Annotated in this window: 21 protein-coding genes and 1 pseudogene; 10 read left to right on the top strand and 12 right to left on the bottom strand. The window is 55.8% G+C overall.

All coding sequences use genetic code 11. From position 1 onward, the window contains the following. Positions 1-55 precede the first annotated feature (55 nt). Positions 56-526, top strand: coding sequence for a cupin domain-containing protein (locus B0G75_RS34905; RefSeq protein ID WP_106314372.1), 471 nt, complete (start codon positions 56-58; stop codon positions 524-526). On the opposite strand, the gene B0G75_RS34910 is transcribed toward B0G75_RS34905, so the two are convergent. Together B0G75_RS34910 and B0G75_RS34915 are read right to left on the bottom strand one after the other, a co-directional pair. Continuing rightward, on the bottom strand, positions 489-1,244 hold the full coding sequence (locus B0G75_RS34910; RefSeq protein ID WP_308705944.1) for a glutathione S-transferase family protein: 756 nt from the start codon (positions 1,242-1,244) through the stop codon (positions 489-491). The genes B0G75_RS34905 and B0G75_RS34910 overlap by 38 nt on opposite strands. A 98-nt stretch (positions 1,245-1,342) precedes the next feature. Further along, complete coding sequence (locus tag B0G75_RS34915; protein ID WP_106314373.1) at positions 1,343-2,092, bottom strand: SDR family NAD(P)-dependent oxidoreductase; 750 nt, start codon at positions 2,090-2,092, stop codon at positions 1,343-1,345. 136 nt (positions 2,093-2,228) lie between these two features. Here B0G75_RS34915 and B0G75_RS34920 point away from each other — a divergent pair, with 136 nt between their 5' ends. Next, on the top strand, positions 2,229-2,564 hold the full coding sequence (locus B0G75_RS34920; RefSeq protein WP_106314374.1) for a helix-turn-helix domain-containing protein: 336 nt from the start codon (positions 2,229-2,231) through the stop codon (positions 2,562-2,564). Between the two features lie 64 nt (positions 2,565-2,628). Here the strand turns inward: B0G75_RS34920 and B0G75_RS42090 are convergent, their stop codons facing one another. Beyond that, positions 2,629-3,363: a DUF3331 domain-containing protein gene (locus tag B0G75_RS42090; RefSeq protein WP_374956940.1), complete on the bottom strand. Its 735-nt coding sequence runs from the start codon at positions 3,361-3,363 to the stop codon at positions 2,629-2,631. A gap of 277 nt (positions 3,364-3,640) precedes the next feature. Here B0G75_RS42090 and B0G75_RS34930 point away from each other — a divergent pair, with 277 nt between their 5' ends. After that, entirely contained in the window at positions 3,641-4,597 is a 957-nt protein-coding gene (locus B0G75_RS34930; protein ID WP_181309416.1) for a helix-turn-helix transcriptional regulator, read from the top strand. Positions 4,598-4,645: 48 nt separating this feature from the next. Here B0G75_RS34930 and B0G75_RS34935 read toward each other — a convergent pair whose 3' ends face one another. Then, positions 4,646-5,473, bottom strand: coding sequence for an alpha/beta fold hydrolase (locus tag B0G75_RS34935; RefSeq protein ID WP_258194851.1), 828 nt, complete (start codon positions 5,471-5,473; stop codon positions 4,646-4,648). Positions 5,474-6,160: 687 nt separating this feature from the next. Between B0G75_RS34935 and B0G75_RS34940 the strand changes: the two genes are divergently transcribed. Beyond that, the gene (locus tag B0G75_RS34940; protein WP_106314378.1) at positions 6,161-6,673 is read left to right on the top strand and encodes a DinB family protein; all 513 of its coding nucleotides are present in this window, start codon (positions 6,161-6,163) and stop codon (positions 6,671-6,673) included. A 123-nt stretch (positions 6,674-6,796) separates the two neighbouring features. On the opposite strand, the gene B0G75_RS34945 is transcribed toward B0G75_RS34940, so the two are convergent. Beyond that, complete coding sequence (locus B0G75_RS34945; protein ID WP_106314379.1) at positions 6,797-7,699, bottom strand: AraC family transcriptional regulator; 903 nt, start codon at positions 7,697-7,699, stop codon at positions 6,797-6,799. 1,219 nt (positions 7,700-8,918) lie between these two features. Between B0G75_RS34945 and B0G75_RS42095 the strand changes: the two genes are divergently transcribed. From B0G75_RS42095 to B0G75_RS42100, 4 genes are all read left to right on the top strand, one after another. Continuing rightward, positions 8,919-9,338 carry a helix-turn-helix domain-containing protein gene (locus B0G75_RS42095; RefSeq protein ID WP_374956941.1) on the top strand — a complete coding sequence of 140 codons (420 nt, stop codon included), beginning with the start codon at positions 8,919-8,921 and terminating at the stop codon, positions 9,336-9,338. A 274-nt stretch (positions 9,339-9,612) separates the two neighbouring features. Beyond that, on the top strand, positions 9,613-11,229 hold the full coding sequence (locus tag B0G75_RS34955) for an FAD-dependent oxidoreductase (protein ID WP_106314381.1): 1,617 nt from the start codon (positions 9,613-9,615) through the stop codon (positions 11,227-11,229). Between the two features lie 277 nt (positions 11,230-11,506). Beyond that, positions 11,507-12,163 carry an isochorismatase family protein gene (locus B0G75_RS34960; protein ID WP_106314415.1) on the top strand — a complete coding sequence of 219 codons (657 nt, stop codon included), beginning with the start codon at positions 11,507-11,509 and terminating at the stop codon, positions 12,161-12,163. A 315-nt stretch (positions 12,164-12,478) separates the two neighbouring features. After that, on the top strand, positions 12,479-12,709 hold the full coding sequence (locus B0G75_RS42100) for a YcaO-like family protein (RefSeq protein ID WP_106314383.1): 231 nt from the start codon (positions 12,479-12,481) through the stop codon (positions 12,707-12,709). On the opposite strand, the pseudogene B0G75_RS34975 reads toward B0G75_RS42100, so the two are convergent. Next, positions 12,695-12,994, bottom strand: a pseudogene (locus B0G75_RS34975) (hypothetical protein); the annotation flags it as partial. The gene B0G75_RS42100 and the pseudogene B0G75_RS34975 overlap by 15 nt on opposite strands. A 222-nt stretch (positions 12,995-13,216) precedes the next feature. Next, on the bottom strand, positions 13,217-14,023 hold the full coding sequence (locus B0G75_RS34980; protein ID WP_106314384.1) for a phytanoyl-CoA dioxygenase family protein: 807 nt from the start codon (positions 14,021-14,023) through the stop codon (positions 13,217-13,219). Positions 14,024-14,055: 32 nt separating this feature from the next. On the opposite strand from B0G75_RS34980, the gene B0G75_RS34985 reads away from it, so the two are divergent. Continuing rightward, positions 14,056-15,036, top strand: a complete 981-nt coding sequence (locus tag B0G75_RS34985; RefSeq protein WP_258194845.1) for a LysR family transcriptional regulator — start codon at positions 14,056-14,058, stop codon at positions 15,034-15,036. Between the two features lie 467 nt (positions 15,037-15,503). Next, complete coding sequence (locus tag B0G75_RS34990; protein ID WP_106314386.1) at positions 15,504-16,271, top strand: hypothetical protein; 768 nt, start codon at positions 15,504-15,506, stop codon at positions 16,269-16,271. A 699-nt stretch (positions 16,272-16,970) separates the two neighbouring features. On the opposite strand, the gene B0G75_RS34995 is transcribed toward B0G75_RS34990, so the two are convergent. From B0G75_RS34995 to B0G75_RS41625, 5 genes are all read right to left on the bottom strand, one after another. Further along, complete coding sequence (locus tag B0G75_RS34995) at positions 16,971-18,482, bottom strand: transglycosylase SLT domain-containing protein (RefSeq protein WP_106314387.1); 1,512 nt, start codon at positions 18,480-18,482, stop codon at positions 16,971-16,973. Positions 18,483-19,199: 717 nt separating this feature from the next. Further along, complete coding sequence (locus tag B0G75_RS35000) at positions 19,200-19,556, bottom strand: BON domain-containing protein (RefSeq protein WP_106314388.1); 357 nt, start codon at positions 19,554-19,556, stop codon at positions 19,200-19,202. Between the two features lie 702 nt (positions 19,557-20,258). Next, the gene (locus B0G75_RS40360) at positions 20,259-20,579 is read right to left on the bottom strand and encodes a hypothetical protein (protein WP_146142574.1); all 321 of its coding nucleotides are present in this window, start codon (positions 20,577-20,579) and stop codon (positions 20,259-20,261) included. Between the two features lie 77 nt (positions 20,580-20,656). After that, positions 20,657-21,811 (bottom strand): low temperature requirement protein A, encoded by a 1,155-nt coding sequence (locus B0G75_RS35005; protein WP_106314389.1) that lies wholly within the window; start codon positions 21,809-21,811, stop codon positions 20,657-20,659. 94 nt (positions 21,812-21,905) lie between these two features. Then, positions 21,906-22,031 carry a hypothetical protein gene (locus tag B0G75_RS41625; RefSeq protein WP_258194846.1) on the bottom strand — a complete coding sequence of 42 codons (126 nt, stop codon included), beginning with the start codon at positions 22,029-22,031 and terminating at the stop codon, positions 21,906-21,908. Positions 22,032-22,308 lie beyond the last annotated feature (277 nt).

A 22,308-nucleotide genomic window follows, 5' to 3' on the forward strand; every position in this document is an offset into this window, starting at 1 on the left:
GCTCGCCGGTCGTAGTCTCAGCGGGAAACCCTGTATCACGTTAGATGGAGGACGTATGTATACGGACGCACGGCTGAACCGGCGGAGGGGAGGGCTTCTTTTTCTTCTCATCCTGACAGGCAGCGCTACAAGCTGGCAAGCGAAGGGACAAGATCAGGGCACCGGCGCAGGACATGTTGGGACTGATCAGCGTACGAGTAATTGGACGGCCGGACTGCGAAGGACCGACCTCGTTGCGCACGATCTGACGGGAGACGAGGAGGTCATACAGGTTCAGGTCGATTTTGGTGCTGGAGTCGCGTCACCCAAACATTCTCATCCTGGAGTGGAGATAGCTCACGTGTTAAAGGGGACCTTTGACTACATCCTCGATGGTCAGGCGCCAGTGTCGTTAAAAGCTGGTGATTCCTTATACATTCCTCCAGGCGTTCCGCACGTCGCGATTAATACGAGTTCCGAGGTTGGATCCGAACTGGCGACTTATATCGTCAAGAAGAATGTACCGCTTGTGAAGCTTGAAAAATAATAGTACGAGATGACGCGCGCCGACCGGATCGAGAAACGCAAAGCGATGTGGAGACGGGAACCGGCGTGGAGTTTTCGCTTCTGCTGCTTGTGTCAGGCAAGCGCGTAAGGTCCGCCCGCGGCCAACGCGGCGCGATACGCCGGCCTGCATGCACGCGTTCCAGGAACAGATTCAGTTTTTCGTATCTGCTGTCGAGCCCACCGCGCTGACGAGCCGCTTCAAGAGGAAAGCTCATCATCACGTCGGCTGCCGTAAAAGAATCGGCAGCGAACCATACGCGGGTTTCGAGTTCGGCGTTCATCCACGTCAGGTGTTCAGCAAATGACTGCTTTAATTCGGAAATCGCCGCCCGCGCTGCGTCGCCCATACGATTCAATACCAGAAGTGCAAAGAGGGGAGGCATAAGCGACCCCTCGGCGTAGTGCATGAAAAGCTGATATCGCTGGCGGATGATTGGATCGATGGGTTGGCCAATATCGACCGGAGACTTCCCGAGAAGATGCTCAAAAATCAAGCCCGATTCTGCCAAAGTGAGCGAGCCGTCCTGTAGCAATGACAACTTTCCTAACGGGTGTATGTCTGCGACTGCTTTCGGTGCTCGACCGGTTGTTGACTCTCGCCCGTACCTAACTACTTCATAAGGTAATTGAAGTTCCTCGAGCAACCATAAGACGCGCTGAGAACGCGAATTTTCGAGGTGGTGCACAATGATGCCCATGAAATTTCCCTAAAAAGAAACGGGAAACGCCTGTGTGCGAATAGAATCCCTGCGAGCTGACACGATCCGAGTCATTCGGCTCAACCCACTTGCTCGACCTAGATCTGCGCGGATCCACCATCGACAAAGAGTTCGCTTCCGTTGACGAAACTGCTGTCGTCAGACGCGAGAAATAGCGCCGCTGCGGCGGTTTCATCGGGGTCGGCCATGCGTCCGAGTGGTGTCACCTGTGCTGCTCCGCTCAACATCGCAGCATGGACATCCTCCGACGGAGCGAGATTGTGCCAGCCGGGTGTCGAGGTGTTGCCAGGCGCGAGCACGTTGACGCGGATCTTCCGTGGCGCGAGGTCGAGAATCCACCCTCGGGAAAAATTGCGGATAGCAGCCTTGCTCGCGCTGTATACGCTGAATGCCGGTATACCGGTGACGGCTGCCGTTGAACCGGTGAGGATGATCGAGGCACCATCCTTGAGAAGCGGAAGAGCCTTCTGTACGGTAAAAAGGGTGCCCTTGACGTTCGTTGCGAATGTTCTATCGAAATGTTCCTCAGTGATCTCACCGAGCGCAGCGAACTCGCCACCACCGGCATTCGCGACGAGTACGTCGATGGTGCCTGCTTCGTCCTTGACAATGGCGTAGAGCCGATCGAGATCCTTGAGGTTGGATACATCGCCTTGTATCCCGCGAGCGTTCGGGCCGACCAGCGACACAGCGCGATCAAGTTCCTCCTGCCGACGGCCAGTCATAAAAACACGTGCACCTTCTGCAGTAAATCGCTTTGCAATGGCTAGGCCGATGCCGCTGTTAGCGCCGGTGACCACGATTGTTTTCGATGAAAGTCTGCCCATTTGAATACTCCTTTTGCTCAAGACGCCGCATTATGAGGCGGAGCTTTCTGTTAGCATAGTACCTACCAAAAGGTAAGTGGGGTTCATAGTGTCAGGTCTGGTAAGCGGCTGCGGTCTTGAAGTTGCGCTGTCGGTAATGGGTTGGAAATGGAAGCCTCTTATCTTGTTTCATCTACGCCAGGGCCCTAGTCGATTTGGGCAGTTGAAGAGGCTGGTGCACGGTATCAGCGAGAAGGTTCTGATACAGCAGTTGCGCGAATTGACCGAAGCCGGCGTGCTAATTCGACGCGATTTCCGCGAAGTACCGCCGAAAGTTGAGTACGAGGTCACGGAATTCGGCTCGTCACTCGCAGCGGCCTTGAAGCCGTTATGTGTTTGGGGAGAGCAAAACAGATCGACAATTGCCGAGATGCAAATACGTGATGCGGGTGCTGCCAGCCAGACTAATTCGGCTTCCCGGGAAGATGCATAGTCGCACTCAACCACGTCGGTTTTCTTACAGACATGAGGGTGAGATGGGCGAAACTATTCATGAGCTACGCTTCGACCCGTCGTGCCGATCCGCATGCCAGCTGACGATACGGCGGCAGGTCATGGCAGATCGCATCCGCTCTAATCATTGCATCGCGGTTACCTGGGGTAGACCTGCCTCGGCAATGCGGCCGGAAGATTGGATCTCCGATGAGTATCGGGGTACCGGTCAGAACGCAAACCGCAGTTACTTGTGAGCGCCCCAGTCTCCACATCTGATCCGAGTAGTGACCGCTCAGTGCGTCGCTCCAGAATACTGTGACCGTCGTTCGCGAGGGGCGATCAACGATCTCGAGCCGCGCAGGCTGCAATACGCGTAAAGGAACTCGCGCCCTATTGTCGACATGCCTCGATTTTCGAAACGTTCCCAATGGCTTTGGTAGTACTGGCGAATCGGGTATCGAGTGAATGCTGAGAATGGTCTGCAGAATTTGGCCGATTGCACCCTGATGATCCTCACCTGAGGCAGTGCAGCAAGGGGATCCGCGTTCCATTGATAAAAGGTCCGTATCCATATCTTGTCTCCTTGCCAGACGAACGTCCAGGCCGGCTTTCGCTGCGGCGCGGGCCTCGATAAACCGCACAGTCAGAATCAAACGTCTTTGCAGCGTCGATCGCGCTTTTCGAACTTTCGCGTCGAGAAATACGCTTCTGCACGTCGCTGCGACTGATTCCAGCATATCTGGCAGCCGTGACCCGATACTCCAAATTTGCACGCAATATCGCGTCGGACCACACATTTGCACGCTAAGGTCAAGCACGATATGGCTCTCGCGCGGGTCGAGCGCGCAGCGGGCTGCTCAGAGCGACGTACTTACCGCCGATCGAGCAGCGCTGCTGCTGAAGACGTCATAAAGATTCTGTCAACAGCAAAATTCTTCAATCTGTAACGCATCCGCATCCCTACACTCGCTGGTGTGCAAATCATATCGCCATCTCGCCGGCGCTCATTCATCAGACTTTTTCGCCAATGACGCGATGTCGCACTGCAAAAATCAGTTCGATCGGGTGGCCACAATGGATGATTTTAGTGACGAAACGCATGTCCGCTTCTTCGCAGACTCGTTAGACGCTCAGTTGCCGGCATGTCGACTCGAGCGATCATGGAGGTCGCCTAACGAACAGTTGCTAGCTCGCGCTGATGAACGGGGAACAGTATTTATTTCTCGATGGCGGGACGATGGCGACGGCGTGCCTCATGCGATGAGGGAGGGCAAGCAGACGCACCATATAGTCGCGATCAATCTGACGTTCACGTCCGTCAAGTTTGTGCATGCAGGACGTGTACTCGTCGACGGTCCGGTGGTTCCTGGAGCCATCCATGTCACCGCACCCGGTGTGGCAGTGGAAGCCTCGTATCGCCTTCCGTGCGATGTGCTGCACATCTTCGTGGCACAGGGCGTTCTTTGCCAGTGTTACGAGGACTCTTTCGGAAAAGCTGCTCGCGGGCCGATTGAGTTGGATGATCCCAGCCTCAGGCGTGACGCCACCATTGAACGGTTGGGCCAGTTGCTCGCGGGAGCGGAGTTTTGGGATCGGAGTGACCGTTATATCTTTAGCGATAGCATTGGACGCGCTATCGTGTCAAAACTGGTTGAGCAATGGTTTTCGTGTCCTGCGACGACTCCTCAGCGCTCCTTTGGCCTGCCGAAATGGAGACTCAATCGGGCGATGGCGTACATAGACAAGCACCTCGTTGAGCGAATCAAGTTAAATGACATTGCCGAGAGTGCTGGCCTGTCGCGTATGCATTTCGCCGCGCAATTCCGGCTGGCGCTCGGCGTCAGTCCGCACGAATATGTGTTACGTCGAAGACTTGAACTTGCTCAAAGCATGTTGCTCGAGCCCGGACGCAATACTCTGGATATCGCTCTGAACTGTGGATTCAATTCACAGACGCATTTCATCTCCGTTTTCTCCCGGTACCTGGGCGACACCCCCTATCGTTGGAGAAGAAACAACCGTAGAGGGTAGGATGCCGCAAGGAAGCGTCGATCTAATAGCTAGCCCGGCGCGTTGCGCTCATGACTTCACGAAATCAAGCAGGTCCTTGTTGACTCGATCGGCTAAGGTTGTGCACATGCCGTGCGGCGCTCCTTGATAAACCTTGAGCGTCGATTGCTTCACCAGCTTCGAAGAAAGCATTGCAGAATCGGCAATTGGCACGATCTGGTCGTCGTCTCCGTGCAAGATCAACGTGGGAACATCAATCTTCTTGAGATCATCCGTAAAGTCGGTCTCCGAGAATTGCTTGACGCAATCGTATTGGCCTTTAATACCACCAAGCATTCCTTGCAACCAGAACGTGTCAACGACACCCTGCTTGGCAGATACGCCGGGACGGTTGTAACCGTAAAACGGCAGCGCCAGGTCACGATAAAACTGCGATCTGTCCAATACTCCATCGCGTATCTTGTCGAAGACCTCAATAGGCAAACCGCCCGGATTAGAAGAGGTCTTGAGCATCGTAGGCGGAACAGCTCCGATCAGCACGACTCGCGAGACCCGTTTTGTTCCGTGACGTCCAATGTAGCGAGTGACTTCACCACCGCCAGTCGAATGTCCTACGAGCATCGCATCATGCACATCGAGCACATTCAGCAAGCCGGCGAGGTCATCGGCGTATGTATTCATGTCGTTGCCATTCCACGGCTGGCTTGAGCGTCCATGGGCGCGCCTGTCATGGGCGATTACCCGGAAACCCTGTGATCCCAGAAAGAGCATCTGCGCGTCCCATGCATCGGCGTCCAGTGGCCACCCGTGCGAAAAAATGACTGGCTTACCGTTTCCCCAATCCTTGTAAAAGATTTGGGTCCCGTCAACGCTGGTGTGGAATCCCGTCCCGCTCATCTTATGAGAGCCTTTTTTTTCTGACGTGGATGCTGCCATGGCGGTCCCCGAAAAAGAGGCTGCCATGCCGCCGATTGCGCCGACACCAACTCGAAGCACGTTGCGGCGAAGTGAAGAGGGTACAGCGTTGTCGCCAGTGATATTCATCATCGATCTCCTGGATAGTCATTGAGAAGAGGCAATTGCGCGCTGTAATAGCGCAAGGCCGCGGAGCATCCTCATTTCTGGAGGGCATTGACGTTAAAGCCTTATCCTCTATGTCACTCGCCGCAGCGATCGCCGCGACGCTCCGCACGGGTAGGCCCAATATAGTGGTCGACCGGATCGGAGGTCCTATCGTTTTGCACGATAGGCTATGCGAATGGAACGGGCACGTCGGCGCCAGGATAATCACATGCGCGATTCCGGTTCATCGTCGAGAAAGCTCGAACGTGCCACTCAGGATTCGAATCGATGCCGAATCCGAACGGCCTATTTTTCTGGAAGATAACTAATGCTGGCGTAGATTTGCCACGGGTCTAGAAGTTAGCGCTGAGAGGACAAGGTACTTGATCGCCATGTACCGCTAACTGCAACGCAGAAAACCGTGCGAAATTCAGATATTTGCGTTGAAGGATAGCCTATGGTTGTACTCGTACGACTGGGTTTGCAAACGTACGCCGGGCCGGCCGTCATCTGGAACGCAAAATGATCAATGCAAAGACCGCATGCGTACTCGCACGATATAAGCATTGGGCGGACGAACGTCTTTTCGAAGGTGTCGCCCAGCTTCCCCCTACGGAAGTCGTCAAACCTCGTCAGACGCTGTTCAGATCAATTATCAGCACACTGAACCACAACTATCTCGTCGACCTGATATGGAAGGCGAATTTAATGCAAAAAAGGCAGGGATTTACCTCGCATGACACAGTGCTGCACTCGGATCTGGGAAAATTGCGTCAGGCGCAGCAGCGAGAAAATGACTGGTTCGTGCAGTGGGCAGAACGACAAACGGAAACGACGCTAGCCGAGGTTTTGGCTTTCAGCTTCGTATCCGGTCAGCAATTCGCGATGTCTCGCGGCGCAATGTTTATGCATATCGTGAACCATTCTTCTTATCATAGAGGCTGGATCTGCGAAATGTTCTCCGAAATTCCAGCGAAGTTTCCCGTCTCTGATTTGCCCTTTTTCTTCGAAATGTATCCTTTGCTCGACGCATGAGCACAAGCACCACAACGCAACGACGTTCTTCGCCGGTACGATTGCCACGCAGCCTCGTTTGGGTAGCGTGGACTATTTCTACAGTACCCAGTCAACGTGTCTAGGGGCTGGAACATCACGGCGCTAACGCGATCGGCTGTCGTTCCACGCCTTTGGTGTCAAGCCGACGATCCGCGAAAAAACCCGAATGAGATGACTCTGATCCGCAAACCCAGTCGCGGCGGCGACCTCCCGCATGCTCAACTCCCCGCGCTCCATCAAACTCATGGCCACCTCAACCCTGCGAAGCAACAACCATCTATGTGGCGGAACACCGGATGACTGTTTGAAGGCGCGAGAGAAATGGTTTGGAGACATGCCGCATTCTCTCGCCAGCGTTTCTACGCTCAGCGCACCGGATAGGTTTGCGTCGATCAACTCCTTCGCGCGTGCCAATTGGCGTGCAGATAACCCTCCCTTGAAAGTACGCAATCCGAATGACGCATCTCCATAGCGCATCGAGAGATGTCCATAAAAAGCTTCCATCAACCCTGAAACGAACAGCAGGCTTGCCTGCTCAGGACGCTCGAGCGCAGGGCGCAAGATCAGACTCAACTGGTACGCTACGGGATCAACCGTTCCTGGAGGGATTCTCAGTTCACGGACCACTCGACTATCTTCGTCGTCAGCCATCGCGTCGAGACTGTGATTGGGAATATAGATCTGCAACGATTCAAGCCGTCCGCCGTAGTATGCGGTTGGCTCGTCCTCAAGGCTTACGGATGAAACGGTACCGATAGGCAAGTGCCCAACGGGTATAGGCTTTGAGCCCAACCACAACTCATGCACGAGAGGGCGGTACAAGACGCACACGATATACGCGGGCTGCCTTGGAATCGGCAAGGTTTTGCCCAAACCCTCCTCGCCACACTGCATCAGTGTGGCGGCGAAAAAAGCGCCCGGACGGACTGTCGTGGAAATCGATGGAGCTTTTTGCAAGCGGAACGCGCCTGCTATTTCATCTCCGTACGCGGGGATTGCATCCATGTCGCCTCCTTTGAAGTTTTAAGCTAGTAGCTAAAACTAACTGAGCGAAACCACGAAAGTGGTGGGATAGACCGTGCTACCGAGGATTGTATGTTTCTGCAAGGCTGCCATACAACCGCGTCCGAGGAGGAGAAATGATGTTTTGGACCGCAAGATCGCCTTGCATAAACGCCGTCATGTAAGCGTCACTGGGTCGCGAGCGCTGGCCCAACGCAGAGCGCTCGCGTCGGCTTAAATGAACCCTCCTAATGGACTCTTTGAGTTAAGTTATTCAAAAAGTTCGCTAACGACGCGCAGCACTTGGTCGAGCTCGCGGGCGCTGACGTTTTCACGCAGAGGCGGCGGCAATCATCGTGGCGCGACAACGAAATAAGATCCCGCCGGGCCGATAGTCTTTGCTTTCAAATTACTATCGTCGATGATCGCAATGCGTAGCGTCCTGCGGCTAACCGAGCTTGAACCAGCTCACATATTGTCTTAAGTTGTTTCGAGGACGTCGACGCGCGGTAAGCTTGGCTCGTATCAGCGACCGTGCGGCATGTGTCATGCCAGGTAGCAAAACAGAAGGATTGCTACACTGACGCGGCTGCGGATATGTTGTCGAAAAAATCGGGATCGGCGGCAAGCGTCTGGGCAGATTTCGAGTGCTAAAAGAGAGAGGGTCTACATCGTCCACGGCAACGTGAACGCCTTTTTTTACTTTTTTGGATCGACAATGCACCGCGTTGGTACTTTCGGCGATTCGATGGCTGAGCGATTCAGACTAAAGCGAGCACGTGCATGCAGCGTGGTACGCTTGAACTGTGGAGCTTCATTCGCCGTCACACGGCTGACCAGCGATGCAAGCTTGGGAAAAACTCTGCCTATTCCCACTGAGCCCGCATTCGTTATGGTTTTGATGTTGCAACCTATGCTTCGACACGAGCTGTGGATTGACGGGAAGCCACAGGCAGTGCGGCCCTGGCAACAGGGAAGCATAACAGTCGTCGACCTCGAGCAATCTCCCTCGGCATTTATCGATTGCCCGTCTGACGTTCTGCATTTTTACCTTCCCAAGACGGGTCTCAGCGCCTTGGCGGACCAGGATGGAACAGCCAGGCTTGCCGAGCTTGATCTCCTCCGCGGGTCCGCAGACCCTGTCATCCACGCACTTGGACGATTATTGCTGCCCGCCCTTGAGCGCCCGGAACAGTCGAACCAACTGTTCCTCTCTGGCCTGATGACCGCGTTGCATGGGCATTTGGCGAGTACTTACGGAGAGTCACGATCGAGTGGCTTACACGTTCGCGGAGGCTTGTCTGCAAATCAGTTGGCTCGCGCAAAAGAAATAATTGCCACTAATTTATCGGGCGACCTGTCTCTGGTCGAGGTAGCAGCGGCATGCGAGCTTTCGCCTGCACATTTCGCCCGGGCGTTCAAACGCTCAACAGGTTTCGCGCCTCATAGGTGGCTGCTTATGCGCAGGGTGGAAGTGGCAAAGCGTATGCTGCTCGCCGACGAACTCCGTGGCGCTGAAGTAGCGTGCTTATGTGGCTTCGCGGATCAGAGCCATTTGATTAGGGTGTTCTCCTCAATCGTTGGCGTGACCCCAAGGGAGTGGCAAAGACAGAAAGGTCGCCGAGAAACCGTGGTTAACTGAGCGGCGTAAAAATGGCTCCGAGATGCGGTTTCGGGGAAGCATTCGAGCGCACAAATTTTAAACCTTGCGTGCAAAAGCGGCAGATACGGTGAGCGCCTCGGAGCAGACTTGCGCGGGAGTTTAGGGTCGAAAATATTGGATTGGTAGTGCCTGGTACCGACTTTTTCAGAACTGAACCGGCTTTTGCAGGTGGGTTGCGTAGGGTCAACAAAGCTGCTCTGCATCCTGACGCATAAAGTCCCGATTTTATCAACTTGGTTACGCAGGCGACGACATGTTGTCTATCGATGATGTGCAGTCTGTCCCACTGTTTTCGCGTCTTCCCGATGATCAGCTTGATCTGCTTGCCAGAACGTCTGCGGACCTGCGGCTGCGCGCGGGCGAGTTTGCGGTACATGAAGGCTGCGAGGGCGCGTTGTTTGCGGTATTGAGTGGCAAGGTCGAAGCAGTAAAAATATTCGACGGCGTCGAACGCAACCTGGGTTGGCGCCTGCCGGGAAGTATTTTTGGAGAGCTGCCCTTGACGCTGTGTTCTCCATTTCTGATTTCTTATCGCGCATCAGAATTATCCAGAGTGATGCGGGTGGACGTACAGCACTATCACGCGATTGCGGCAGTTGCGCCCGAAGTGGCGTCCAAAGTAGGTGCGCTCGCACGCGAGCGAGTCGGTGGACTGCAAGAAATCACCGCTGAGCCATATCTACCTCGGGTAGCGATTGTGGGCGGCCACCTCGATAATGAATGTGCTGCATTAAAACATTTCCTTACTCGTAATCAGATCAGTTTCGAATGTGTCGATCCAGACGAACCGGCGAGCCAAAGCCCTCGTGTGAGATTTGAGGACGGCACTCTGCTGACGGTGACGTCGACGCGTCAACTGGCAGAAGTGCTCGGGCTAACAACCCGGCCGGGCAGGCCTGAATACGACACGATGATCATCGGCGGGGGGCCTGCCGGCCTCGCCGCCGCGGTATATGGTGCTTCCGAGGGATTACGAACACTCGTGCTGGAACGCGAGGCTCCGGGAGGGCAGGCGGGCACATCGTCGCGCATCGAAAACTATCTTGGGTTTCCGAACGGAGTGTCTGGAGATGAACTGGCCAGCCGGGCGCTGCAACAAGCTCGGCGATTGGGCGCCGAAGTAGTTGTCACGCGTTCTGTCATCCGTATTGATGCAGCCACGCGCAGCGTCCATCTGGATGGAGGGGACATTGTTCACGCTAGAACGATAATCCTGGCGACGGGCGTGGCGTGGCGTCGTCTTGCAATAAAAAATTGCGAGAAGTTCATTGGGAAGGGTGTCCACTATGGCGCATCGCGCGCGGAAGCGAATGCTACTCACGGCCGCAACGTGGTTGTGGTTGGCGGCGGAAACTCGGCTGGCCAGGCGGCCTTGTTTTTTTCTAATCATGCGAAGACAGTGACGCTGCTTGTCAGAGGTTCGTCATTCGAAAAGAGCATGTCCCGCTATCTGATCGACCAGATAGCCGCGAAGTCCAACATCTTTACGCGGCCAGAGTCGGAGGTTGTCGATCTGCGAGGCGGTACGACACTCGCTCAGATCAGGATCTTTGATAGAAGGGATGGGACAGAGTGCTGGTGTGCCTGTGAGGGGTTGTTCATCTTCATCGGCGCCGATGCTGAAACTGATTGGCTACCACCCGAAATTTTGCGCGACCAACGTGGATACGTCCTGACTGGCGAAGAGGTGCTAAAAGCTGGACGTTGGACGGAAGATCGCGATCCTTACCTGTTGGAGTCAAGCCTGGCTGGAGTGTTTGCGTGTGGGGACGTGCGGCTCAGCCCCGTGAAACGCGTGGCATCAGCTGTAGGCGAAGGCAGTATGGCAATTGCTTTTGTACACAAATACCTGCAGGACGGGTGCGTATAGCGAGTCCGGAAAACGCGTGCGAGCCGCGCGTTGCCATCACAGTGGTTCGCATATCTGCTATGGAGAAGATTTGCGAACGTGTTCAATGGCGCTCGTCAGTTTCATCCTCGATCACCGCACTCCGCTTCCTTTATTCCGTGCCATTTCTATATTCTCCGTGCAAACGAGGCAGACGCTCCCACGCAACGATCGATAATGTCAATTGAAAATGACAGGAAAGTTCATCGAAAAAATTGATGAATTTTCGCGTGTTTCACCAATGCTCAAGGAGCGTGACATGCTATTGAACAAGAATGACACTGCAGTCGTGTTTATTGACCCGCAAATCGATGTGCTCAGCGCACGAGGTGTTAATTGGGGTGTGTTGAGAGAGAGCGTTACCGAGAATAAAACTGTGGAGAATATGGTTCGTATTTTTGAGGCTGCGAAGGCGGGCGGGTTTGAGGTCTTCATTTCTCCGCACTTTGTCTATCCAACCGACAAGAGATGGAAGTATAACGGGCCAGCCGAAGAAATGGAGTTTGGAAACGAAAGTTTTGCACGTCGTGGCGTGTTGAATCTCGACGGATTCAGGGGGTCCGGAGCGGATTGGCTGGACGAATTCAAGCCCTTTATCGACGACGGGAAAACGATCATTGTCAGCCCCCACAAAGTCTTCGGCTCGCAAACAAATGACCTCACTCTTCAATTGCGAAAGTACCGGATTACCAAAGTTGTGCTTGGTGGCATGCTTGCGAACATGTGCGTCGAATCGCACCTGCGAGATCTTATCGAACAGGGTTTTGAAGTGGCCGTGGTAACCGACGCTACGGCCGGTCCCCGTCATCCGGTCTGTGGCGACGGATATAAAGCGGCAATGGTGAATTTTCAATTCCTTGCGCATGCAGTTCTGTCGACCAAAGACGCCGTGCTAGCAATGTCGACAGCCACCTAGTTGGCGGCGGTTTCCTTCAATTCATCTGCAAGACCAAGCCAGATGATGGGTGCGTTCCGTAGCCAAGTTGATTCGCTGACGTTCACGCAAATCCGGGCCCGCGTCGACAGTTTGTCTACGGTGCCCGGATTACTGACGACGCACCTTTCGAGCACTATTATCTCGTCATTGAGACTTACAAACAGGCTCCAGTGTTGCCTTTGGATCTTGATCACACCGACAAAATTTTGAATGAGGCAAGCTTTGACTTCAGAAAGATATGTGGAACTGAAGCTATTCAGCTTACCCGAATCCAGTTTCAAGCGTTTGATTTGAATGATCCGCCTGCACTCGTGCCTGCATTTTTTGACGAACCCATTTTTTGTCCCGGAACTTGAATCTGAACGAAGGCAACTTGACGCGCTACGCCTGACACGATATGGCACAAATTCAGGGACGGCAGCGGGCACCAGTGTAGAAGACGCGGTATTGCATGCCTTGTTAGAGGTGGCCGAGCGAGATTCGATTGGTGTTCAACTCTTGAGGTCGGTCACCGTCGGTCAATGACTGGCCGTTGGTGCCGGTGCCACCGCCTCGGGGCGATACCACGACGCTTCGAAATCGCTCCTCGGCGAGCAGCCGCGCGATGCGCTCAACGTCAGCGGCGTTGCGAGGGAAAATCGTAGCCGTGGGTCTGCGCTGATAGATCGAATTGTCCGTTGCGAGTACCGTGCGCGTCGCATGGCTGACGTCGATCTCGCCCTCCAGTCCCGCGACCCCCAGAGCTTCGAGAAACGCTGCTTCGGAAGTAATGTCTCGTGCTTCTTCTAGGTTTATCTTTATGACCTTCATGTCGCTTACCTTTCAGGCGTCCTTGCGCGGCACTCTGCGTACGTATTGCTTCACCTGCGTCCATCAGAGCAACAGGCCTGACGCGTCGTCGTGATGGCCGCATTCGGAGAAAAACGCGAGGTCACGCGTCGACGACATTCAGGAGATAAGGCTTACCCTGTTGATGTGACTTGCCGCTGCTCGCCAGGTACATGCGTCCCTGCGAGCGACGCGCGCGCAAGTTCAGCCGATCTGAACTCTGTCGAGAATCTCGTCTGAGCCAACCTCGAGAGGAACGAAATTGGTCGAGCGCACATAAGCCGGTCGCGGCTGCTCGACCTGTTCAGGCTTATTCTTCACCTGGTTGTAGACGACATAGGCCTGCCATCGATCGTCACCGGACAGGTTGTGACCCGACGAATGCACGATGTTGGCGTCGAAGAACACGACTGTTCCCGGGCGGCCGATGATAGGCACGGCCTTGGGATGACTGGACAAAATATTGAGCATCGTCGGCTTGGGTACAACGTAGAAGCGGTAACCGGTTGCCTCATCGAACGTCGGATCGAGTGAACCAAGCTTGTGGCTTCCCGGGATGAAGTAGAGACATCCGCCCATTTCGGTCGGCTCGTCGAGCATGACCAACGCGGTTGTCATCTGCGGTTCTTTCACGCCGTCGATATGCCAGGTGCCGAAGTCCTGATGCCATTGCCAGACGGAGCCGTCGATAGCCGTCTTCAGATTGCACTTCGTGTGATAGACGTAGAGTTCGGGATCGTCGATCAGTTGTTGCGCCGGCTCGAGCAATCTGGGGGAGCGCACTGCGGAGTGAAAGACCGCCGATGCCGTCGGACTTTCTGTTTCGTGAACTTTGTAGATCGTCTTCGCGATGCCGCCCGTTTTTTCCCGGACGAGATGGTCGGTGTCGATCTTCTGGATCCGGCGCAACTCGCTCTTCATATGCTCGACTTCTTCTTCCGAGAAAAGCTCCGGCAGAACAACGAATCCATCGCGCTCGTACGCTTCCAATTGTGACGCGGTAAGTTTCATGAGGGCATCTCCTGACTTGTTGGTGTGATGTCATGATCCTAAGACCCGTGGCGTCCAATGTAAAAGATATAATTAGTTGCGTATCGATACCTAAAAGGTTTCAAATGGAGCTGCGTCATCTTCGCTACTTTCTAACGGTGGCACGCACACTCAACTTCACGAAGGCGGCGGAGGAACTGCACATGGCCCAGCCGCCGTTGAGCCGGCAGATACGGGAACTGGAAGAGGAACTCGGCGTGGCGCTTTTCGAGCGCCGGGGCAAACGCGTTTTCCTTTCATCGGCGGGCCAGGTTTTCGAAGAACGGGCCAGGCGAATTCTGGCGGACACGAACTCCGCGATCGTGGATTCGCAACGCGCAGCAAGAGGGGAAATCGGCCGGGTGGCAGTCGGGTTCTTTGAGCACATCGCGTACACGCTGCTGCCGCCGCTCTTGCGTGAATTCCAGCAGCGTTACCCCGCGGTGACAGTCGAACTTCGATGGTTTTCCTCTGCGGAACAGATCAATGCGCTGGATCGAGGGGACGTCGATCTGGCCTTCGTTCGCTCTTTGCCGCCGGATACCCAACTAAACAGCGTCTTGTTGCTTCAGGAGCCGTTTTACGTTGCCATCGCGAAGGACAACCCTCTCGCAGCGAAACGGCAGATTTCCATCAAGGACTGTATGCACCTGCGCGTCATCAATTACCGGAAAGATGTCGCGCCGGACTATCACGCCACCATCAACCAGTTGTGCGCACTGGCAGGCTTCTCTCCTTCCACGAGCTTCGAAATGGGACAGATCTACGCGTCCCTTGGCCTCGTAAGCGCCGGGTTTGGTGTGACGCTCGTACCTGCGTCGGTTGAACGAACGCACATGGAAAACGTCGTTTATCGTCCGCTACGCGAACAGCACGCGCAAAGCGAACTCTACCTCGCGTGGAAGGAACCCAACCCGCCCGCCGCGCTAGGCTCTTTTGTTCAACTCGCGTGCGAAATAGCCGCGCGCGCACCGGGCAAAGCCAAGGTCGAGTAAGGCAAGCGGTACGACCTCAATTGCGATGAACAGGTTAGTTTTCCGGTTGAACTGTCAGCACAACTGCTTTGATTTGTGGCCGCCGTATGTAGCGTTGATTTGACTGCTTGTCCGGTCGCGTTAGAAGGCAGTGTGAAGCCGCTGAAGCAGCTCATCTAACGTCATGTCTCGCTTTGGCACGATCCGCATCAGCTAGGACATCCTGCTTAGCGTGCAGTGTCGTCACGATGGTCCGTTTAATTCCGGGCCAATCCAAAGCGGCGCCCGATCTTCGGCAAAACGCCACGTAGGTTTGTTTAGCGATGCATTCTTCGAGAAGCGCGCGTCCTTGACCTTCTAGAATGCATTTGGTGCACGGGCAATTGTCGTACATACAAGCTCGCGGTTCGCACTGAAGCCGAATTCGTCGTCCGATGCGCAAGCGATCAACTTCTCGAAAGCGAACTACATATCCAAAGGAGCGATCCATGCAGCAACTGGTGAGACACCCATTTGTCCTCTTTGTCATCTCTTTCGCGCTGATGTCAGTTGCGGCCCGGCTGGGTAGCCGCACTCTGCGTTCGCGGATACAAATCGACGAAGACACGCGTGATGACTTCAAGATCGTTCAGTCCGCAACGCTGACTCTGCTCGCGCTGGTAATTGGATTTAGTCTGTCCATGGCGGTGGGCCGGTATGACCAGCGAAAAAACCTCGAAGAGGAAGAAGCCAATGCGATCGGAACTGAGTTCGTCCGCGCTGACCTGCTGACCGACGGCGAGGCGGCCGTGGTCCGCTCGCTCCTCGTGCAGTATCTCGCATTGCGCGTCGAGTTTTACCAGACCCGCGACCTTCAACGTGTCCAGCAAATCGATGCCGCGACCACGGACCTGCAGGCCAAACTGTGGACCGCAGCCAAGGCCGGCGCCGTTAAACAGCCGAGCCCGCTTAGCGCGCTAGTCATCGCGGGCATGAACGATGTGATCAACACACAAGGCTACACGCAGGCGGCATGGTGGAATCGAATTCCTGTAGCCGCATGGATATTAATGATCGTCATTGGCCTGTTCAGCAATCTGCTAGTGGGCTATGGCGTTAAAAATGCAAACGCCAAAAACCGCTTCCTCGTGATCATGCCTTTGACAGTGTCTCTCTCGTTTCTGTTGATCGCAGATATCGATAGTCCGCGGAACGGCATCATTCGGATTGTGCCGCAAAACCTCATTAGCACCGCGCAATCACTCCCGAAACCGTAGTGCCCAAAAACAGGACTATTGGACCCGAACGCATGTCAATTAGCTGCAACGTCAAGTCGGATACCAGACCGTCCGAGCGCCCAACAACAGCGGGTTATGAGCGTAGATGACCAGGATCTTAATTCCGACTGTCGGTTCTTCGGCAACGAGCGCCGACAGGAGACACTTGCGTCTGCCGCTCCAGGCGGACCCTGGCGCCGCTCGCGGCATCGTCACATCGTCTCGGGCGACACCTTCCAAACCGCCTTTGACACCATCCCGACCCAGGTTCGCTTCAGCATCCGGTGAAGGCTGACGGTGAGCTCGATTGATTCCCCATAGCCGCTCAAGGTTCCGGCCGCGTCGGTTCACTCCGCAGTTTCCTCCCTCGAGCCTTGTTCAACGCCTGCCCGCATGCGTCGTCGTGCACTCACGGGCAGCGGACAAGAGCAGGCATCGAACCACGCTTGACGCTGATGGCCGGTTTTTTCTGCCTGACGGCGATTGGCCGCACGCGACCCGTATAGGACGGTCGCGGCGAAGGTCTATGAACGGCAGGTTCCGGGTGAACAACGGGCGTTGGCCGCGCCCAACGCCCTTTCGTCAACAGCCACTTACGAGGTACAACTGCCATAGGCCGCAGCGGAGGGTCAACGCGATAAAAAACAAGCGTCGATTAACCAGGAAATCGCATAGTGGAGTCATTCCGGCAACCCGTCTTCAGGAAGGCTTCTGCACGCTTTCCACCGCCTTCTGACGCGCCGCCTGGGCATCGACGATCAGCCTGTACGCCGCATAGTATTTGAAGATGTTACGCACATAGGTCGTCGTTTCGATTCCGATTTTCTCCGCTACGACAATCTCGACATTGTTGAACCACTTGTCTGGATCAAGGCCTCGCTCCGCCGCGATCTTGCGCATCTTCGCGATGTTGGCTGGGCCCGCGTTGTAGCTCGCGAATGCGAAGAGCGATCGGTCGCTTGCGCTGAAGTGGGCGTCGGAGAAGTACTTGGTCATGAGCGTGTCCATGTATTTGGCGCCTGCATGAACATTGGACTCGGCCATGGAAATGCTGCCCACGTCCATCTCTTTGCCCGTGGCCGGCATCAGTTGCATGAGGCCGATCGCCCCGACGCGGCTGCGCGCGGACTGGTTCAGTTGCGACTCCTGGAAACCTTGCGCGGCAAGCATAAGTGGATCGAAGCCGTACTGCGTACCATATTTCTGGAAGAGCGCAAGCGTCTCACTGAAGCGCTTCTGTTCTGCATCGCCGCCATTGTTGCGGACCTGCTTGATCCTCTTCATGTATTGCGCGAGGAGGTATTCAGCCACACTCTGTTTCTTCAAATAGTTCAGATAGAAGTCGTTCAGGGCAGTCTGCAACTGTGGGCTGTTTTTGCGTATCGCCCAGCCTGTATAGCCCCCGCCGCTCACGGCGAGGTCGTCACGCACCTTCAGGTGTGGCAGCACCTGTGCCCAGAGACGCGCCTTCCAGTCGTCCACGATGATGATGCCCAGGAGGCCCGCGTTGACCATCTCCATTGCATCTTCGTCTTCCAGCGCGTCGGGCAACAGCGTGATGTTCACAGACGGCTTGCCGCTCTTGCGAAAGCGCTCATTCAGTGCGCTCAGGCTCTCGTAATAGCTCGACGATTTCCGCACATAAACTTGCTTTCCCGAAAGATCATCGAGTGTCGAGAGCGAGGGCGACTTTGGCCCGGTAACGACCAGTTCGCGCACGGGCTTGCGATCGCGCGGCGCGATGAAGTCAACGATCTTGAGCCGCTCGTCGGTCGCGGTCAGATTGCCCGCGGAGATGTCGCCGCCCCCCGCGACCAGGCCGGTCAGCAGCTTGTCACGCGTAGTGGGAATCAGGAAGACGGTGAGCGGCCGCTTGTTCAGCTGGGCCGCGTACTTTTTGTTGACATAGCGTTCGAAGTCGCGCGCCAACTCGGCCGCAATCCCGCGTTCGCGGCCCTTGTCGACAAAATAGAGCGTGCGGCTGTAGGGAACAAGGAATCGGATTGCGTGACGGTTGAGCATTGCGTCGAAGTCGCCGGTCCACGGCTTGTTCGCGAGGCTCAGTCTGCGGACGCCAGAAGCCGGAACAGGTGGGGCCTTCGCGGGCGCGCCCGCCGTGGGGTTGGACGCGGCAACGTTCGCTACAGGCTGCGCGGCGTGCGCGCCAACATGCTGCGCCCAGATGCACAGGCCAAGCGCCCAGCCGATCATAACGCGGACTGACACGTTCACGATGAGCCTCCCCGCGACAACGGTACAACGAGACAATGACCTGCGGATCGATCGTCCGCATCAATCAAACAACTGCGCATGACGATTTCGGAGCGGCTCGCCCTCTCAGAATCATCTGTTCCCCAGCCGCGGCGAGTTCGGCGGCGGACAGCAGCTGTGTCAATGAAGCTGCGGCAGTCTGCGGTGCGTTTGCTCCACGGATGATGCTCCGAAGGCAGCATATATGCAATTAGGGCAAGATGATTCGACATACACGGTCGTCCCCGGAAGAGGGAAGAGGCGTTTCAACGACTGATGCCTCGGATGAATGGGCGACCGAAACCGGCCGCGCGCACGCCTCATGCAATCGGCATAAACGACTTCAGACTCGCCGTGTTTCGATCGTCAGCACGCGACCCGTTGCCGTCCTTCCGTCCAGTAGCAATCGGCGGCAGCTTGCAAGACACCGCGGCCATTCGCTCGATCACACTTGCCTGCAGGTCGTCGGCCTGAGCAGTCGCTGGAAGGACCACGAGTCCGAGACGTGGCGTACGTCCGCCTCCAAGGAAGTCGAATGCTCCGTCTCGCCCCTCGTCATTAGCTTGACGCTCGTGGCCGTCCGTACGACTCGATTCGTAAATGCTACAGGTTGCCTGCTGCCGGTGTGCCAAAGGGCAGCGGCTCAGCTCTCCTGGCGACGGCCGCATCCACGGAGTGTTACTGTCCCGTTTCTTTAAATGTCAGCGCATTTTTCACGGACGTCACGCCGGGCACAGTCTTTGCAATTTCGGTCGCCTTGTCGATCTGACTGGCATCAGTGACGGATCCCGCGAGGGTGACTGCGCCGCCTTTTGCAACGATGTTGATTCTGGAAGTGGCGACACCGCCCTTCGAGAGGGCGCGAAGCACTTTTTTGCTTAGTGCGCGATTCGCCTGTCTGGTGGCTTTAGCACTTCCCTCGGCTGCCGGCGCTGTCGATGTGGCGGCTGATTCGCTGGTCTGGGGCCACGCATTGATCGATGCGATCACGATTAATGCGCCGCTAACGAACTTGAGTGTGTTGATGACCTTCATTTCTCGCTCCAGCTGTCAAAAGCCACGATAAACCCGGAAGGGACCGCGGGTCTGGCACGACGCGGCCGTAAGGCGCGGTGGGCGGGGGGCTTGCTACCGCTTCTCGCCCGTATGGACGGACCTCGACAGCGGTCCAGGTTACATCAGCGCGGGGCGCAGGCAGGCTATGCCTGTAGTAGCAGTCTGCTCCCATTTTTCTCGCGAAACTATGCGACCTTGGTCCGATAGAAATGATAGAAAGACGCAGGCATGGGTCTAACATCAGGCAGCGAGGAATTCCTGGGAGGCTCGGGGTTAGCGCGCAAACGGGCCAATTCCTATATTCGCCAAGCCCAATGGTCAGTTTTTTGAATGCGAGCCGCGCGAGCGGATTACCTCCTCGATATCAACCCAGTCGTCCTGGTTGATATCGCCTGTCCGGCGGGCACCTCACCGCCTGGGTCGCCAGGCGTCGTTCCGCGTAAATTGAATGGCCGCTTTCTGGGTGGAAACGACGTATGAATGTCCCAGCGACGGTGGGGGCGGATGACGGTTCTCGACCGGTTGTACGCATTCAGCTCCCTTCATCGGAAGCCGCCGTTCTCTACGGCAGCGGCAGCTTTGTGGCGCCGTAACTGAATGGATACAAGCGGCCATGAAGCGTCATTCGCCCGCACCGTCGCTGGGACATTCATACGTCGTCTCAACTCAGGAAGCGGCCATTCAATTCAAGATAGTGAACGTTGCCTGATCGGCCTTAGCTGACGTTTGTCTGACGCGGGCATAGCGGCCGCTGCAGGACGATGAGCGGGCGAACGATAGGACGACTGGTTGATGCCACCTCCGCCGCTTGCAATAGGCGGTCATCAACTCAAAACCCGATTCGGAGTCAACCGTTTCCAATGCGGAAGTCGGAGGGAAGCCGGCTATATGATTATCAGAGCCCCAGTGCGGCAGCAGTTCGTCCCAATCGCCGACTTCCGCACTACGCATCCCCATCAGGATGTCGTGCGGCCCAGGTGTCGGAAGCGGCAGATCGTCCATCAGCACCGTCTCTTCGCAACAGGCCCTGATGGCACAGCCGCGCGTCGTGGCTGGAGAACTTGCGGTGTTGCTCGTGGCTAGTCTCCTGTGATAGCGCTGTCGCGCGGACGGTCGTGACGCTGGGGCGGGACTTTCAGGTATCTGAGACTGAGGAAAGCATAACAAATCACCGCAGCGGTAAGGCCGAGCAGGATGTAAGAGGTTCTGGACAATAGCAGGGCAAACCCGGTCAACGCGAAGACGATCAGGGTGTTGACGACCAGTTGGCGCCGCAACTCGGGACGCTCCATGAAATAGCCGTACTGCTTGCCAATGAAAAAGCAGACCGCGCCGATGACCGACAGTACCCGGAAATCGGATACCACTATGTCGTCCAGGGTCGCGTGCCGGATCAGGCTCGCTTCAATCGACAGGCCGATAAAGACGAAAAAGTGCGAGTACAGGACCGAATGGCCGGTCGTGAGCTTCTGTTTGGTCAGCAGGTGAAAACTGTCAAAGTAGACCCACCAGATGCCCGATATCATCACGAAGCCGGTAGCGGCCGTCAGCAGCCTCTCCACAGTCCAGCTGATGTTGGCCAGTCCCGCGGACAGGCTGCTAACGGACTCTCCCAGCATGATGATCGTGAGCAGACCCACACGCTCGATCAGGTGCTCGGTATGCACTGGGATGACCTGGAGACGACGCGGCAAAAAAAAGATGAACACGATCAGATCGAACAGTATTCCAAGGTAAAACACGACATATCGCTGTGGCGCCGGGAACAGGATCGAAGCGAGGCTGATGGTGGTGCCAGCGACGATTACCCAGCCAACTGCCGTTGTGAGCGCCTCGCTTTCCTTATGCCGGTATCTGGACACGAAATACATCAAGGCGACGATGTATTTTGAACCGACATAGCAGACGATGATGGCCTCAACGCTGGCCAGGAATCGTCGGTCGATCAGGCCTGAGATGATAATCAGCAGGAACATGATGAACAGGGTTGCCAGCCGATGTTTCCGGTCATCGGCATCGAACCGATTGGCATACATTGTGTGGCTGGCCCAAATCCACCACAAAGGTATGAAAATCAGGACGAATTTCCAGAACTGGAGTGGGTCAAGATGACCCTCGTGCGTGTGGCTCAAGATATGCGTTACGTCACCGATCGTCACCGCAAAAATCAGGTCGAAGAACGCCTCGAGCCAAGTGGTACGGCGATTGGCCTCGAAATACTTTATGTTGTGCATATCGCCTCATTGTCGTGCTTGCACCGGGCACGTCCGCGGGTTGTGTTGCGATAACAATGGCAGGACGAGGGGCTCGTAGATTATCTAGGATTGCCTACGTAATGATCGAATAGTGGGCGCTGACAAGTTCATCGACCACCGCCAGGGCGACGTACTTGCCGAGGTCATGCGCCCGACCAAGGGCCGCAGGGTCGATGAATGCCTGGTCTAGGGAGGACAAAGCTCTCCGAGCGGCGAAGTGACGCTCCGGGCCAGCTTCGTGACGCCTTTAATCGTCCACTAGGGACGGCGCTACCCTGCTGTATGGGCGCTTGAGCTTTTGCCGCTCTACGATGGCATTGCTCGCATGAAATCGCATGCCCATTGGCAGAGGAACGTTCTCGGCGGCTGGGCGCTCGGCACAGGTGTTGGCTACCTGACGACGACACGGGAGACGTATCTGTCATGATACTTCCTCACGGTGTGGCCATTGGATTGCGGATGCGGGAGATCTGCGC

Source organism: Paraburkholderia sp. BL18I3N2, from assembly GCF_003001875.1.
In the GTDB taxonomy this organism is placed as follows: Bacteria; Pseudomonadota; Gammaproteobacteria; order Burkholderiales; family Burkholderiaceae; genus Paraburkholderia; species Paraburkholderia phytofirmans.